This window comes from Obesumbacterium proteus (genome assembly GCF_001586165.1).
GTDB classification, from domain to species: Bacteria; Pseudomonadota; Gammaproteobacteria; order Enterobacterales; family Enterobacteriaceae; genus Hafnia; species Hafnia protea.
This window is the reverse complement of the sequence record NZ_CP014608.1, coordinates 4,626,617-4,642,148: the sequence shown is the minus strand read 5'-3', so window position 1 is coordinate 4,642,148 and position 15,532 is coordinate 4,626,617. Positions and strand designations below refer to the sequence as shown.

At 49.1% G+C, this 15,532-nt stretch carries 14 protein-coding genes and 1 tRNA gene; 7 read left to right on the top strand and 8 right to left on the bottom strand.

The features are described from left to right. The first annotated feature begins 327 nt into the window (after positions 1 to 327). The 3 genes from prfB to DSM2777_RS21695 all read left to right on the top strand — a co-directional run bounded on the left by prfB (position 328) and on the right by DSM2777_RS21695 (position 3,221). Positions 328 to 1,426, top strand: a protein-coding gene (gene prfB, locus DSM2777_RS21705; protein WP_096386376.1) for a peptide chain release factor 2 whose coding sequence is annotated in 2 segments (ribosomal slippage) — positions 328 to 402 and positions 404 to 1,426 — 1,098 coding nt in all. Because the reading frame shifts where the segments join, the coding sequence is not laid out codon by codon here. Between the two features lie 9 nt (positions 1,427 to 1,435). Next, on the top strand, positions 1,436 to 2,953 hold the full coding sequence (lysS, locus tag DSM2777_RS21700; protein ID WP_046459694.1) for a lysine--tRNA ligase: 1,518 nt from the start codon (positions 1,436 to 1,438) through the stop codon (positions 2,951 to 2,953). Positions 2,954 to 3,147: 194 nt separating this feature from the next. Then, positions 3,148 to 3,221 (top strand) — tRNA-Gly (locus DSM2777_RS21695). Positions 3,222 to 3,453: 232 nt separating this feature from the next. Here DSM2777_RS21695 and DSM2777_RS21690 read toward each other — a convergent pair. Continuing rightward, complete coding sequence (locus DSM2777_RS21690) at positions 3,454 to 4,584, bottom strand: serine hydrolase domain-containing protein (protein ID WP_061555132.1); 1,131 nt, start codon at positions 4,582 to 4,584, stop codon at positions 3,454 to 3,456. A gap of 480 nt (positions 4,585 to 5,064) precedes the next feature. Here DSM2777_RS21690 and DSM2777_RS21685 point away from each other — a divergent pair, with 480 nt between their 5' ends. Further along, positions 5,065 to 5,286: a putative periplasmic lipoprotein gene (locus DSM2777_RS21685; protein WP_025801597.1), complete on the top strand. Its 222-nt coding sequence runs from the start codon at positions 5,065 to 5,067 to the stop codon at positions 5,284 to 5,286. A 75-nt stretch (positions 5,287 to 5,361) separates the two neighbouring features. Here the strand turns inward: DSM2777_RS21685 and DSM2777_RS21680 are convergent, their stop codons facing one another. Together DSM2777_RS21680 and DSM2777_RS21675 are read right to left on the bottom strand one after the other, a co-directional pair. Then, on the bottom strand, positions 5,362 to 5,553 hold the full coding sequence (locus DSM2777_RS21680) for a YaiA family protein (RefSeq protein ID WP_046459692.1): 192 nt from the start codon (positions 5,551 to 5,553) through the stop codon (positions 5,362 to 5,364). A 95-nt stretch (positions 5,554 to 5,648) separates the two neighbouring features. Then, positions 5,649 to 6,569, bottom strand: a complete 921-nt coding sequence (locus DSM2777_RS21675) for a LysR family transcriptional regulator (RefSeq protein ID WP_061555131.1) — start codon at positions 6,567 to 6,569, stop codon at positions 5,649 to 5,651. A gap of 158 nt (positions 6,570 to 6,727) precedes the next feature. Between DSM2777_RS21675 and lysA the strand changes: the two genes are divergently transcribed. The 3 genes from lysA to hycA all read left to right on the top strand — a co-directional run bounded on the left by lysA (position 6,728) and on the right by hycA (position 11,141). Continuing rightward, positions 6,728 to 7,990, top strand: a complete 1,263-nt coding sequence (gene lysA, locus DSM2777_RS21670; protein WP_061555130.1) for a diaminopimelate decarboxylase — start codon at positions 6,728 to 6,730, stop codon at positions 7,988 to 7,990. A 227-nt stretch (positions 7,991 to 8,217) separates the two neighbouring features. Then, the gene (gene flhA, locus DSM2777_RS21665) at positions 8,218 to 10,365 is read left to right on the top strand and encodes a formate hydrogenlyase transcriptional activator FlhA (RefSeq protein WP_061555129.1); all 2,148 of its coding nucleotides are present in this window, start codon (positions 8,218 to 8,220) and stop codon (positions 10,363 to 10,365) included. A gap of 311 nt (positions 10,366 to 10,676) precedes the next feature. Further along, on the top strand, positions 10,677 to 11,141 hold the full coding sequence (hycA, locus tag DSM2777_RS21660; RefSeq protein ID WP_040046728.1) for a formate hydrogenlyase regulator HycA: 465 nt from the start codon (positions 10,677 to 10,679) through the stop codon (positions 11,139 to 11,141). Positions 11,142 to 11,533: 392 nt separating this feature from the next. Here hycA and hypE read toward each other — a convergent pair whose 3' ends face one another. Genes hypE through hypA form a run of 5 tightly spaced genes read right to left on the bottom strand, consistent with a single transcriptional unit; the run spans position 11,534 to position 15,519 of the window. Further along, positions 11,534 to 12,562: a hydrogenase expression/formation protein HypE gene (gene hypE / locus DSM2777_RS21655; protein WP_046458385.1), complete on the bottom strand. Its 1,029-nt coding sequence runs from the start codon at positions 12,560 to 12,562 to the stop codon at positions 11,534 to 11,536. Between the two features lie 15 nt (positions 12,563 to 12,577). Then, positions 12,578 to 13,693 carry a hydrogenase formation protein HypD gene (gene hypD / locus DSM2777_RS21650; protein WP_025801590.1) on the bottom strand — a complete coding sequence of 372 codons (1,116 nt, stop codon included), beginning with the start codon at positions 13,691 to 13,693 and terminating at the stop codon, positions 12,578 to 12,580. A gap of 13 nt (positions 13,694 to 13,706) precedes the next feature. Beyond that, on the bottom strand, positions 13,707 to 14,003 hold the full coding sequence (hybG, locus tag DSM2777_RS21645) for a hydrogenase maturation factor HybG (protein ID WP_025801589.1): 297 nt from the start codon (positions 14,001 to 14,003) through the stop codon (positions 13,707 to 13,709). Continuing rightward, complete coding sequence (gene hypB / locus DSM2777_RS21640; protein WP_061555128.1) at positions 13,994 to 15,160, bottom strand: hydrogenase nickel incorporation protein HypB; 1,167 nt, start codon at positions 15,158 to 15,160, stop codon at positions 13,994 to 13,996. Before hypB ends, hybG begins: the two co-directional genes overlap by 10 nt. 17 nt (positions 15,161 to 15,177) lie before the next feature. Beyond that, a complete protein-coding gene (gene hypA / locus DSM2777_RS21635) occupies positions 15,178 to 15,519 on the bottom strand; it encodes a hydrogenase maturation nickel metallochaperone HypA (protein WP_061555127.1) in 342 nt (113 codons plus the stop codon). Positions 15,520 to 15,532 lie beyond the last annotated feature (13 nt).

The following is a 15,532-nucleotide window of genomic DNA, read 5'->3' as shown; positions in this document are numbered from 1 at the left end:
GATTAAGTGTAGTGAGACGTCGCTCTTTTATAAGAAGAAGTAATAACAGCGAGCCTGCAATAAGCCATACATTTTAATCGCGTCGTTCCTCGCCGGAAATTGCAGCAATAGAGCTTGAAAATCGCGGAATGACTGCCATTTATAGATGTGAGTTGCTATATTCTGTAAGGACATTTTGATAGAGTCGAAAGCTAGGCGTAAGCAGTTTTTTAGTTCATTACGCTGCCTTAACGCTATTTTTATCGTCTCCTTATGACGGTTTAGGAATTCCTTTAGAGGAATGACATGGTTCCGTCGCTGAACACTTAACGAAAGATATAAGAAAATATGTTTGAAATTAATCCGGTAAAAAGCCGTATCCAGGACCTGTCTGACCGGACAGAAGTTCTGAGGGGGTATCTTTGACTATGATGCCAAGAAAGAACGGCTAGAAGAAGTTAACGCCGAGCTCGAGCAGCCCGACGTATGGAATGAGCCAGAACGCGCACAGGCGCTGGGCAAAGAACGTTCCTCGTTAGAAGAAATCGTTAACACCATCAATCAAATGACTCAGGGTCTGGATGATGTATCCGGATTGCTGGAGCTGGCTATCGAAGCCGACGACGAAGAGACCTTCAATGAGGCCGTCGTTGAGCTGGATCAGTTAGACGCCAAACTGGCTCAGTTAGAATTCCGTCGTATGTTCTCTGGTGAATACGACAGCGCCGATTGTTATATCGACATTCAGGCCGGTTCTGGCGGGACAGAAGCACAGGACTGGGCAAGCATGTTGCTGCGTATGTTCCTGCGTTGGGCGGAAGCCAAAGGTTTCAAAACCGAAATTATTGAAGAATCAGACGGCGAAGTGGCTGGTCTGAAATCTGCGACCGTAAAAATCTCCGGTGAATATGCTTACGGCTGGCTGCGTACTGAAACTGGCGTTCATCGCCTAGTACGTAAAAGCCCGTTTGACTCTGGTGGTCGTCGTCATACGTCATTTAGCTCTGCGTTTGTGTACCCAGAAGTAGATGACGATATTGATATCGAGATCAACCCAGCCGATTTGCGTATTGACGTATACCGCGCCTCAGGTGCCGGTGGTCAGCACGTTAACCGGACGGAATCCGCAGTACGTATTACCCATATTCCGACCAACATTGTGACCCAGTGTCAGAATGACCGTTCTCAGCACAAGAACAAAGATCAGGCAATGCGTCAGCTGAAAGCTAAGCTGTACGAATACGAAATGCAGAAGAAAAATGCTGAGAAACAAGTGATGGAAGACAACAAGTCTGACATCGGTTGGGGGAGTCAGATCCGTTCTTACGTTCTGGATGACTCTCGCATTAAGGATTTACGTACTGGCGTTGAAACGCGTAATACACAGGCCGTGTTAGATGGCGACCTGGATAGATTCATTGAGGCAAGCTTGAAAGCCGGGTTATGAGGAAACAATATGTCTGAACAACAATCACAAGGTGCCGATCAGGCTCTTGATCTTAACAACGAAATGCAGTCTCGCCGTGAAAAATTGGCCGCGCTGCGCAAGGAAGGGATTGCATTCCCTAACGATTTCCGCCGTGATGCTACTTCGGACAAGTTGCATAGCCTGTACGACGAAAAGGATAAAGCAGAACTCGAAGATCTGAACATCGAGGTTTCTGTTGCTGGTCGTATGATGACCCGCCGTATCATGGGTAAAGCTTCCTTCGTTACTCTGCAGGATATGGGTGGTCGCATCCAACTGTATGTTGCACGTGACGATCTGCCAGAAGGCCTGTACAACGACCAGTTCAAAAAATGGGACTTGGGTGACATCATTGGTGCGCGCGGTAAAGTATTCCGCACTCAGACGGGTGAACTGTCTATCCATTGTACCGAAATTCGTCTGCTGACTAAGGCACTGCGCCCGCTGCCAGACAAATTCCACGGTCTGTCCGATCAGGAAACTCGCTATCGTCAGCGTTACCTGGATCTGATCGCTAACGAAGAGTCTCGCGAGACTTTCCGTATTCGTTCTAAAACTCTGGCTGCTATCCGTAGCTTTATGGTGAACAAAGGCTTCATGGAAGTGGAAACTCCTATGATGCAAGTGATCCCTGGCGGTGCGTCTGCACGTCCATTCATCACTCACCACAATGCGCTGGATATCGATATGTATCTGCGTATCGCGCCAGAGCTGTACCTGAAACGTCTGGTTGTGGGTGGCTTCGAACGCGTATTCGAAATCAACCGTAACTTCCGTAACGAAGGCGTTTCTCCGCGTCATAACCCAGAGTTCACCATGATGGAACTCTATATGGCTTACGCGGATTACAAAGACCTGATCGTTCTGACCGAAGATCTGTTCCGTACTCTGACTCAGGAAGTTCTGGGCAGCAGCATTGTTCAGTACGGCGACCAGACTTTCGACTTCGGCAAACCTTTCATCAAAATGACCATGAAAGAGTCCATCAACCACTATCGTCCAGACATTAAAATGGAAGATTTGGATGACTTGGACAAAGCGATCAAAATCGCAGAATCTCTGGGCATTAAGATCGAGAAGAGCTGGGGCTTAGGCCGTATTCAGTGTGAAATCTTTGACGAAACCGCAGAGAAAAACCTGATTCAGCCAACCTTCATCACCGAATATCCAGCAGAAGTATCTCCGCTGGCTCGTCGTAACGATGATAACCCGTTCATCACTGACCGCTTCGAGTTCTTCATCGGCGGCCGTGAAATCGGTAACGGCTTCTCCGAGCTTAACGATGCGGAAGATCAGGCTGAACGCTTCCAGGATCAGGTTCGTGCGAAAGATGAAGGTGATGACGAAGCGATGTTCTACGATGAAGACTATGTGACTTCTCTGGAACACGGTTTGCCACCAACCGCAGGTCTGGGTATTGGTATCGACCGTATGATGATGCTGTTCACCAACAGCCACACCATCCGTGACGTAATCCTGTTCCCAGCAATGCGTCCAATCAAATAAGTTTGTAAGCGGTAGCTAGCCTGCCGTATACAAAATAAAAATCCCCACTGGTTTTAAAACCGTGGGGATTTTTTTAGGAATTGATTTGCTAAATTGTGATCGCTCAAAGATCTAACCGCTTAATTATTCGTCACTTAGCGTTTGAATCTGCTTGATGGTGTGTCAGAAGGGACTATAATGGTCGCCACATTGATGCGGGCGTAGTTCAATGGTAGAACGAGAGCTTCCCAAGCTCTATACGAGGGTTCGATTCCCTTCGCCCGCTCCAATTTCCCCTGTAGTCTGCCTATCTCAACTATTACTCGATAAATCCATTTTTATTAAAATATTGAAAGTGCTTCCTGACTCATGCTGTTTTCCTTGTAAGAAGTCATGGGTAACTTAGGGCGCTCCTGAGCCGAATATGTGTGTATGGTGTGAAAACAAGATAAAGAGTGTATGTGTAATCTTATAATATGAAATTTAGTTTCATCTTATAGAGGCAATTAGTTTAAACGAGGCTAATCCATTTTCCAATTTGGGAGTAGGCTGGCGATATTCCATAACAACGCATCAAAATCTGAAATCTGTGTTGGTGTGGTGGTTCGGGTGTTCAATACGCCAGCCCAGCAGTGCCCATTTTTGGTATGCACCATGATGCTGGTTGTACCCGGTAGGCTACCATCGTGCCAAGCAGTCCCCGCAGAATTGACCGCAAGCCCGCAGGCATATTCCGAATATGCCGTGGTGCCTTGTGTCATGATCGCTAAGCTTTCTTTGCTCAGCAGTCCCGCTGTTCCTGGATTATCAAGAGGAATAAAAAGCTGAGTCATCAGCTGCGCCATATCTTCTGAACGGGCAATCCAGCCTCCATGAGAATCCATTCTAGCGATTGGCATTGAATAAGCCTTTATTTCCTCCTGTGAATAATAGGTCACCTCCTTTGGGACGGTTTCGTTAGTGCCAATTCTCATATCCGCACTGCCAATTTTGCTCAAAATATGCTGATGAACAAAAGTGTGATAAGGCTGCGAACTGACTTGCTCAATCACCCTGCCCAACAGGCAATAACCGAAATTGGAATAGTCATAATGCTGCCCTGGAGGATATTCCAGCTTGTGGGTATTTAACGTCCATTGGATAAGTTCGTGGTGATTGAGGTGAGGCTTTTCAAACATGGGATCGTTGATTTCTTTTCCCCATCCACCGCCGGTGTGAGTGAGCAACTGATGGACGGTGATAGTGGTGACCCAATCCTGTGGCTGTGAGGTATAAGAATATTGCGACAATATACCATTGGGGCCAAAAACCGTATCGGTAAGCTTTAGTTTTCCGGCCTCAATAAGCAAAAAAATGGCCGTGGACGTAAAGGCTTTCGAATTGCTGGCAATGCGAAATAAGCTTTGTTTACTGGTTGGGATTAAACGTTTCCGGTTTGCTAACCCCCATGCTTGAGAATAAACAACGTTATTGTCTTTCATAAAACAAAGGGTTAGCCCTGGGACGTTATATTTTTTTGCATATTGTGCAATAAACCGATCAATTTCCTGGTGATGCGGTGGTATTGGGTTGGCCATTCCTCGATTTACCCATGAGCCCATTGTCCATAACGCGCCTATTTTTAAAATATTTCTGCGTGAAAGTGAATTCATGTAAGCCGCCTTTTGAATGGGTAATAAAACCAATCAATAGAGTGCATAAAAGCGGATGCCATAGCAGAGTACTACGGCTTCGTAGATGCGATAGAACGGCACATGGAACCCAATAACCCTGCTACTTAGCCTAGGCTAAACGATAAGCATGCAGACCAAATGAATACCGACTTTGGGCGATGAAGGTTCGATGTGGTAATACAATGGTTATTGCTGAAACGCAAATACACCCTTGGGATATTAGGTGCACGAAATTATAGACGATAAATGCATTGTTTGATGGCAAGGACGGTTTATCGAGATATGAGAGCGTTGCTCTAATGCAATACAGCATAATTTCTCCTTATTTAAGCGTTTTTCCCCACACTCTTTACAATCCAAATACTTTGCAATTATTCATCATCACTTCATATCTTTGCTGGTGATACTGTCTTATCCGTCAACATATGGATTTAGAGCATTCGCTCATCGAGGCGTATCATGAAAAAGTTAATTGGCGTGGCGTTGGTTGCGGCGCTGCTTGCCGGATGTGCGACCAACTCGCCTTGCGTGCCGGTCTATGATTCTCAAGGTCGTTTGGTACATACCGATACGTGCATGAAAGGCACAACTCAGGATAACTGGGAAACGGCTGGCGCTATTGCAGGCGGGGCAGCGGCGGTTGCTGGCTTAACGTTGGGTATTATCGCGTTAACGAAATAACGGTTTTATTGCCGATAATGACATAAAAAAACTCAGCTTATTGGCTGAGTTTTTTTATGAGTAAACGCAAACGTATTATTCTTTCTTTTCATCTTCATAGCGACGCTTAGCGTCGAGGGCTTCTTGGTGTGTTGGATGCTCGCTAATCAGCGTATTGGGGCGCGGATGGTCTGCCCGTAGCTCGTACCAAATTTCCGTTGCGCCCTGCGTACCTTTTCTCACTTCCACAATTTCTGCATGCCTTGGATAGGGTGGTTTACCTGCCATTTGAGCTCCTTACTATCAGGTGAAATTGCCGTAATCACTGATTTCAGTATAGACAAAGAGGGCAAAGCGCTAGAGAAAACCGATTATTCTTAGCGTTAGCGTGATGGTTTTTCGAGGCGTTGACAAACCTCGGCAATATAGCCCTCAAGATGATGAATAAACGCGCTCACCAGCACGGATGACGGGCGATGCTTGGGCAGAATTAAGCTCACGGTGAAGGGGACGTCAATGCTAAAAGGACGGATTTCAACGCCTTGCCCAACGAAATCGAGCGCGGTTAACGGATTCACAATAGAAATGCCCACGCCTTGTCGCACCATCGCGCAAATAGATGCCGCGCTGTGCGTTTCGACCACCATTTGGCGGTTCACCTGTTCACGGTGAAACAGCGCGTCAAGCGTCTGACGGTAGCTATCATTGGGTGAAAGGCTGATATAGCGCTGGTTCTCAAAGTCCTTTGGTGCCAGACGAGCCTTGCTGAGTAAAGGGTGCCCGCTGGGTAGAACGCAAACTTCGTTCAACGTGGCTAGGGTCTGGCGTTCGGTGCCTGGCGGTGTGTAGGTATTTTCGGTTAGGCCAAGGTCATAGCGCTGGGCAGACAGCCACTCTTCTAACAGCGGCGACTCCTGTGGGATTACGTTTAAACTCACGTCTTGGTGTTCACTCAAAAATGTGCGGCAAACATTCGGTAACAGCGACTGTGAGAATGCGGGCAGGCAGGCGACGGAAAGCTGCGCCTGTTGGAACTGACGGATGTGTTTGGCGGCATCGACGATGCGCTCGATGCCGTAGTAGGAGCGCTGTACTTCTTCAAACAGCTGAAGCCCTTGTGCAGTGGGTCTTAGCCGACCGCGCACCCGATCAAACAACGGCATTTGCAGCAGTTTCTCAAACCGAGCCAGTTCGCGGCTCACCGTGGGCTGTGATGTATTGAGCAGCGCTGCGGCCTCGGTCAAATTCCCCGTTGTCATTACGGCGTGAAAAATTTCGATTTGGCGCAGGGAAATAGGCGGCATAGTCAGCGGGCTCCAAAGATGAATAGCCTATATCATAAATGAATAGACTTGCCCTAAATAGATATTTTATTTAAGTCATGTGCAGTGGCAATAATCAGAGAACAACATCAAACAACATCAAACAACACAAAAAATAGACTGACCGCAAAGAGGATCTCATGCCACGTTCCCTAAATGATCGCACCACCGCGCTGAATATCGATAATCTGCTGGCGCTACCGCAACGCTTTGGCTGCCCTGTATGGGCTTATGATGGCGATATCATTAAGCAACAGATTGAAAAGCTTCGTGAGTTTGATGTGATCCGCTTTGCGCAGAAAGCTTGCTCCAATATTCATATTCTACGTTTGATGCACGAGCAAGGCGTCAAGGTTGATGCGGTTTCATTAGGTGAAATTGAACGTGCGCTGATGGCCGGTTTTCAACCGGGTGGAAACCCAAGCCAAATCGTCTTTACCGCCGATGTGTTAGACGAGGCCACTCTGGTGCGTGTTGTTGAATTGAATATTCCAGTGAATGCCGGTTCAGCCGATATGCTCACCCAACTGGGCGAGCGTTCGCCGGGCCATCCCGTGTGGCTGCGTGTTAATCCGGGATTTGGTCACGGTCATAGCCAGAAAACCAATACCGGCGGCGAGAACAGCAAGCACGGCATCTGGTTCGAAGAGCTGCCGCAGGCGCTTGCGCTGATCAAGCGTTATGATTTGCAACTGATTGGTTTGCACATGCATATCGGTTCGGGCGTGGATTATCAGCACTTGGCACAGGTTTGTGACACCATGGCGCGCCAAGTGATCGAACTCGGTCACGATATTCAGGCTATTTCCGCGGGTGGCGGTTTATCTATCCCTTATCAGCAGGGCGATGAATCCATCAATGTGTCGAACTACTATGCTCTGTGGAACGACGCTCGCGAACGTATCGCTCGCCATCTTGGTCACCCAATACACCTTGAAATCGAGCCAGGGCGCTATTTAGTCGCTGAGTCCGGCGTTTTAGTGGCGCAGGTTCGTTCGGTTAAAAATATGGGCAGCCGTCATTTTGTTCTGGTTGACGCTGGTTTTAACGACCTGATGCGTCCGGCTATGTATGGCAGCTATCACCATATTTCACTCATGCCAGCAGATGGGCGAGAGGTGAACGGGCAGCCGCTGATTGAATCTGTTATTGGCGGCCCTCTGTGTGAATCTGGCGACGTATTTACACAAAAGGCGGGTGGAGAAGTGGAAACGCGCGCGCTTCCTGCGGCACAGGTCGGAGACTATTTAGTTTTCCATGATACCGGCGCTTACGGTGCATCGATGTCATCAAATTATAATAGCCGCCCGCTATTGCCTGAGGTGTTATTTGAAAATAATCAGCCGCGTTTAATTCGCCGCCGTCAGACGATTGAAGAGTTATTAGCTTTAGAAAATATCTAAATTATACCCGTCATACTTCAAGCAACTTGTATTACTTGGGTATAGCGCTAAAAAGTTTCATGTGCGTTAGCAAATTGTTGACGTACATGTTTAAAGAATAATAGTTATTATTTACTTCGATATCATTAGCATTAATTGTCATATTTAACCGTTTAGATCATATCTATCCGACCTTCGCTTCCCGTAGAATAACGGTCCTAATCATTTCACGCGCATCATCTTCAGTTATGAATACCGTCAAAATACAGTCTTCAACCAGAATGAATCCGGTCTGGCAGGATATGCTGCATCAGGCTACACAAACGCTGCTTGCTCAGCGCTCACTCTCTGAGCTGATGCGGGCCCTTCACGGCTTGTCATTTTCCGTTATTCGTTTTGATCGCGTGAATATCTTGCGTCTTGATCCTTTGCATAATCGTATTACTCACTACGGCTATGAACCTGAAAGCAAACAAATGCGCTGCTCCAATGACGTATTGTTAGCTGAAGGGCCAGGGGGAAAAGTTTGGGCCGATCAGCAACCTATTTGCTGCCGACGCGATGCGTTTGTTCAGCAATTTCCACAGGTGTCGGAACTCGCGCAGTACCGTGATTTAAACGTCTATTATCAGCTGCCGCTGACCACGCCGCGCCAAAGATTAGGTGGCATTGAATTTATTAAACACGGCGATCAGCAGTTCAGCGAAAGCGAACTGGCTCTGGCACAGCCGTTGGCTGAAGTGGTTGCTAGCGTATTAGAAAATATTCTTGAGCGTGAACATGTTCAGCTTGAGGAAGAGAGCCTGCGCCGCGAGCGCGATCACTACCGCATCTTGGTCGATGTCACGAACGCCGTGACGTCTAAGCTTGAGCTCGATGGGCTGGCGGCGGAGGTTTCCAAAGAGATCCATCGTTTCTTTGGGATCGACTATATCGGCCTGTCAGTTTTTGATGAGCAGGAAGATCGCTTTAAAGCCTATGTCGCCTGCTACCAAAGTGGAAAGCCGGTGCTGCGTGAGCAAAAATATTTGCCGTTGGAAGGTTCACTTGCCCAACAGGTGGTGCAAAGCGAAGAGATGCTGCTAATGGATTTGCAGGATTCCACGCGCCTCGCTCCGCAGGATCGCCAGCTAGCGCAGATGCTTGCGTTTGGTCATCAGACCATCTGCCAACTGCCGCTGATCTTTGGTAATAAAGTGCTGGGCGTTCTGAAACTGGCGCAGTGCCAGCCTGCGATATTCAGTGACAATAATCTTAAGCTGCTGCGCCAAATTGCGGCACGTATCGCCATCGCGGTAGATAATGCGCTGGCTTACGGTGAAATATCGCGCCTGAAAGATAGCTTGGTGCATGAGAACCGATATTTAACTGAACAAATTCGCCAAGACAGCGACTTTGGTGAAATCGTTGGCCAAAGCGCAGCGATTAAAAGCGTGTTGGAACAGGTTGAAATGGTGGCCTCGAGCGACTGTAGCGTGTTGATCCTTGGGGAAACAGGCACAGGCAAAGAATTGATCGCTCAGGCAATTCATAACCTCAGCACGCGCAATCAAAAGCGCATGGTTAAGATGAACTGCGCGGCGATCCCCAGTGGCCTGATGGAAAGTGATTTATTCGGCCACGAGAAGGGCGCTTATACCGGCGCAACGTCACAGAGAATGGGGCGTTTTGAACTGGCGAATAAGAGCTCGTTATTTTTGGATGAGGTGGGGGATATTCCACTTGAGCTTCAGCCGAAATTGCTGCGCGTATTACAAGAGCGAGAAATTGAGCGACTGGGCGGGAATAAAATTATTCCGGTGGATGTGCGCCTCATTGCCGCGACCAATCGCGATCTAAAACAGATGGTGCTGGATCGTGAATATCGCAGCGATCTTTATTATCGCCTTAATGTTTTTCCTATTGTGATCCCACCTCTGCGTGAACGCCCAGAAGATATTCCGCTGCTGGTGAAATTCTTTACGCGCAAAATTGCTAAACGTATGAATCGCACCATCGATAGTATTCCAACAGAAACTATCCGCATGCTGTGTGATTTACCGTGGCCGGGTAATATCCGCGAACTGGAAAATATCATTGAGCGTGCCGTTATCTTAACGCGTGGTCCGGTATTAAACCTGCAGCTCAATGAGTTGCAATACCACCTGTCGCCGCCGTTAGTGCACAAACCCGCACAAGCGACGCCTTCTTCATGGCCAGTGACACCGCCTATGGAAAAAGCGTTGCACGAGCCCGCACAGGGCGGTGAATTCAGCGAGCGCGAACGTATTCTGTCGGCATTGCGTGAATCTAACGGTATTGTGGCTGGCCCTCGCGGCGCAGCGGCACGGCTTGGGCTGAAACGCACCACGCTGATCTCCCGTATGCAGCGCTTAGGCATTTCTGCGAAGGACTAAAAACCTCTCCTCGCACGGGCGAAAATGCACGTTTTTCGCCCGTGTCATTGTGTCGACATAAGTGTCGAAACGTCATCACTCGCCAGAACCATCCCGTCTGTTTACCTTGTCACTTTTAATGATTAACTCCTGTAATTATCTGAATAACATTGGTTATTTAATTATTTTATTTTTTGGCATGGATTATGCTTTTGTAGTGATTGAAACGCTCAACGCTGCCGAATGTCGGCCTGATTGAGCGTCAAACAATCAGTGGGGCGATGCCCTAGGTAACAAACTCCAACCCACAATGTGGAGCGAGGCAAAGAAGTATGAAGGTCAGCGAATTAACCGAAAAGTCGCTTTATATCCATGACAAAAATGAAAAATTAATGGCGCAGTGGGCTTTGTATAAAAGCAGCCTAATCAAAGCCGCGACGTCTTCTAAGCTGAAGATTTTTCATGAGTTCAGCTGCGGCGATGGTGACAGCGTTAACTTCACGGTGTTTGATCACTTTATGGTTGAAGTGAAGCTGGCAGATGAGTTTTACAGCAAAAAGATCCAGTATGGCCTGCGCATGAACGATGAGCAGGGCGAAGATCATTTTGTGGAAATTAGCCATTCAACCATCGATGAGAATGGTCAGATTGATGGCAAGGTTAACAACCGTTCGATGGATGCCGTGTTGGAACACTATCTGGATAAGATCCACGATCTGTATGAAACCTTGTATCAGGCGATGAACACTAACCAGCCGGTACGAGAATTACTGGTAGGAAAGTTAGGCGCTCATTGATTAATACCTCTCTTCTTTTACTGAGGAGAGAGGTAAACCCCACCCCAACCCTCCCCTTTGCAGGGGAGGGAGCAGTTCGGCTTTCGGTATTAATCCCGTGCTCGATCGGCTAATGGGAAGGTAAGCCCCACCCCAACTCTCCACTTCGCAGAGGAGGGAGCAGTTCGGCTTTCGGTATTAATTCAGTGCTCGATCGGCTAATGGGAAGGTAAGCCCCACCCCAACTCTCCACTTCGCAGAGGAGGGAGCTGTTCAGCTTTCGATATTAATTCAGTGCACGCTTGGTGTATGGATACGTTAATTTCACTCCAAGCTTTCTCGGTATGAATCCAGTGCTCGATCGGCTCCTCCCCCTGAGAAGGGGGAGGTTGGGAGGGGGACAATCACGAATCTCAACAAATTCTTGGCAGCGGCTCACTGTGCGGTAAATCTAGCAGACGAGAGGTGCCATACATTCCGGTTAGGCGAACTTGTTTCCCTTCCGTTACCACGCCAATCGTTGCAGCGTCCACACCCAATGGATGCAGATGTAAGCTATCAAGCACTGCTTGTTCCGCTTCTGGCGCAACGGCTATCACCAGCTTTCCTTCGTTAGCAAAATTCAGCGGTTCTAACCCTAAGAGTTCACAAATACCGCGCACCGCGCTTTTTACCGGAAGTAATTGCTCGATGACGTCGATACCGCAGCCGCTTGCATTGGCGAACTCATGCATGATGGCGGTTACGCCACCGCGGGTTGCATCACGTAGGGCTCGCACGCCAGGGATATTACGCAGCGGCGCAATCAACGGAGCCAGAACCGCGCAGTCGCTGGTTAGCTCGGCTTCAAGCCCTAGCTGTTCACGCAGATTTAGGATCGTGGCACCGTGATCGCCGAGCGTGCCGCTGACGATCAGTTTGTCACCAGGCTGGATCTCAGACGTTCCCCAGTGAATATCGTTAGGGATCGCGCCGATACCGGCAGTGTTGATAAAGATCTTATCCGCCGCGCCGCGCTGAACCACTTTGGTATCGCCAGTAACGATCTGGATATTTGCCGCACGCGCGGTCGCCGCCATGCTACGCACGATCTTTTCCAGATCGGCCAGCGGTAACCCTTCTTCAAGAATAAAACCACAGGAGAGGTATTTAGGCTGAGCGCCACTTACCGCCAAATCGTTGGCGGTACCGCACACGGCCAGCTTGCCAATATCGCCACCGGGAAAGAATATCGGGTCGATCACGTAGCTATCGGTGGTGAAGGCCAAGCGATCGCCGTGCTGGTTGAAAACACTCAGCGGCAAACGCGCCTGATCTTCACGTTCATCTAAAGCGGGATTGCTAAACAGGGGCAAAAACAGCGTATCAAGCAGTTGCTGCATCGCACGACCACCGCTGCCATGCGCCATCGTTATCACATCATCTTTAGACCATTCACTCATTCTTCGTACCTTCTCTTATTCAAGCCCACGACGATATTGATAGAACGCCGCACAGGCTCCTTCAGAAGAAACCATCAGCGCACCAAATGCGTTTTGCGGATTACAGCCAACGCCAAACAGAGGACATTCGGCCGGCTTGCAGCGACCGGTAAGAACATCGCCGCAGCGCGCTCTTGGGTCATCGGCGACTTTCTGTTCTTGCGGATGGAAGCGTAATTCAGCATCAAATTGAGCATACGCAGGGCTTAAGCCTACGCCGGAATGGGCGATTTCGCCTAGGCCACGCCATTCGCTGCTCTCTTTGGTGACAAACACTTCGTCCAATACCTTCTGCGCGATCGCGTTGCCGTGATCGGGAACGATGCGGCGATATTGGTTCTCTACGCTACAGCGTTCTTCGGCAATCTGCGCTACCAGCATATCCAGTGCCTGCAAGATATCGAGCGGCTCAAAGCCGGTGATAACCAAAGGCTTGTGGAAATCTTCGCAGATAAACTCATAGGGATGAGCGCCAATGACCATGCTGACATGGCCGGGCGCGAGAAAACCGTCGATGCGCACATCCGGCTGCTGCAATAGGCTGCGCAGCGTCGGTGTGATCGTAATGTGCTGGCAGAAAACCGAGAAGTTTTTTAAACCCAGCGCTTTCGCCTGTTGCAAAGTGACCGCGGTGCTTGGCATCGTGGTTTCAAAACCAAGGCCGAAGAACACCACTTCTTTGTCTGGATTTTGCTGAGCCAGCGCAAGGGAATCCAGCGGCGAATAAACGATGCGAACATCAGCGCCTTTGCGTTTGGCATCCAGCAGAGAACCATGGCGCCCAGGGACGCGCATGGCATCGCCAAAGGTACAAAAAATCACGTCCGGCTGGCTGGCAATTTCAACACACTCGTCGATACGGCCCATTGGCAGAACGCAAACGGGACATCCGGGACCGTGTACAAACTCAATCTCCGGTGGCAGCAGCTGATCTAGGCCAAATTTAAAAATAGCGTGAGTATGTCCGCCACAAACTTCCATCAGTTGAAGAGGAAGTTTGCAGTGTGAAGGTAAGGTTCGAACCCGTTCTGTAATCCGCTGAACCAGCTTTTTAGCCAGCTCAGGATCGCGGAACTCATCAACAAACTGCATATCTCATACCACCTTACTTTTCACTGACCTGAGGGGCGGGTTCGCCGTTACGCAGGAAATAGCCCACGTCCTCTTCAACTTCTTGCATTGCCATTAGCGCATCTAGCGTATCTTTGGCTTCGGCTTCATCGAGAATGCTCATGGCAAAACCGACGTGAACCAGCACCCACTGCCCAAGCATCTCTTGAGGTGAGCCTTCGCATACCAGCGCGATATTGACTTCGCGCTTCACGCCACACACGTCGACCATGGCCATTTGATGAATATCATCGCCTACGGCAACGACCTGACCTGGAATTCCTAAGCACATACGTTTGTCTCCAACCATGCAAGCCAAGCATCCATTCCTTCACCGCTGGTGGCAGAAAGTTGGATCACGGTGATCTGTGGATTAACGCGTTTCGCATTGGCAATGCAGGCTTCGACGTCAAAATGCAGATACGGCAGCAGATCGATTTTATTAATAATCATCAGCGAAGAGGCGGCGAACATATGTGGATATTTCAGCGGCTTATCTTCGCCTTCGGTAACGGACAGCACGGCAACTTTATGACGTTCGCCAAGATCGAAGCTGGCTGGACACACCAGATTACCGACGTTCTCAATAAACAGCAGGCTGCGGTCTGGCAGATTTAGGCGATGCATTGCGTCGTGCACCATTTGTGCATCCAAGTGGCAGCCTTTACCGGTATTCACCTGAATAGCCGGAACGCCGGTTGCGCGAATACGCTCTGCGTCATTGGTGGTTTGCTGATCGCCTTCAATCACGGCGCAGCTGTATTGATCGGCAATGCGCTTGAGGGTTTCCGTCAGCAGCGTTGTTTTGCCTGAACCTGGGCTTGAGACTAAATTCAGTGCGGCAATATGTTGCTGAGTAAAATGCTCGCGGTTGTGCTCGGCCAGATGGTTATTTTTGCCGAGAACGTCCTGCTCAATTTGCAGCATACGGCGTTGGGTCATGCCGGGCGCATGGCTACCCGCCTCGCCTTTACCGTAGTGGAGATCGTTATCTTGCTGTTCTGGCGTAAATTTTTCGTCGTGTTTATCGAGGTGCTTTTCTAGGCGCTTTTCTGCGTGCTTATTTTTGTTCTTATTCTTGTGTTTATGCTTGTGGTCGTGAAGATGCAGCTCGGCATCAGAGGCAAGTACGTAGTTATAGTGATGATGTACGTCGCCGGTGTGATGATAATGGTGGTGCACGACTACGGTCTGAGGGTGTTCATCCTGCGAGTGCTGATGTTGATGCTCATGATGATGACCGTGTTCATGGTTCTGTTCATGCTCATGATGGTGGTGGCCATGTTCGTGGCTGTGATCATGATGATGTTCATGGCTATGATCATGGCCGTGTTCATGACCATGGTGATGGTCGTGATGGTGTCCGTGCTCATGATGATGGTCGTGATCGTGATGATCGTCGCCTTCAATGCGCTGTTCGCCAGCCGCGCAACCGCAAGTAGTACACATAAATTCTCTCCCGAAAACTATTCGATTTCGATTTGTTTGATTTGCATGCTGTCGCCGCTGTCCACGCGCAGATTATGGCTCTGGCAATGTGGGCATCCTGCGTCATGCGCTGATACGGTAATGGCCTGACTACAATCCCAGCACCATGCTTGAGCTGGTTGGGCCGTGATGTGTAACTCACACCCCTCGGCCACGCTGCCACGGCAGACGATTTCAAAGCAAAAATGTACGGCGCTCTCTTCAATACATGAGAGTGCGCCAATCTCCAGCCATACACCGGTTACGCGCTTCACGTTGTTGGCTTGAGCCTGCTGTTCGATGATGTCAAATGCGCTCTGGCATAGGGTTAGTTCATGCATAGTTGTTATCTTA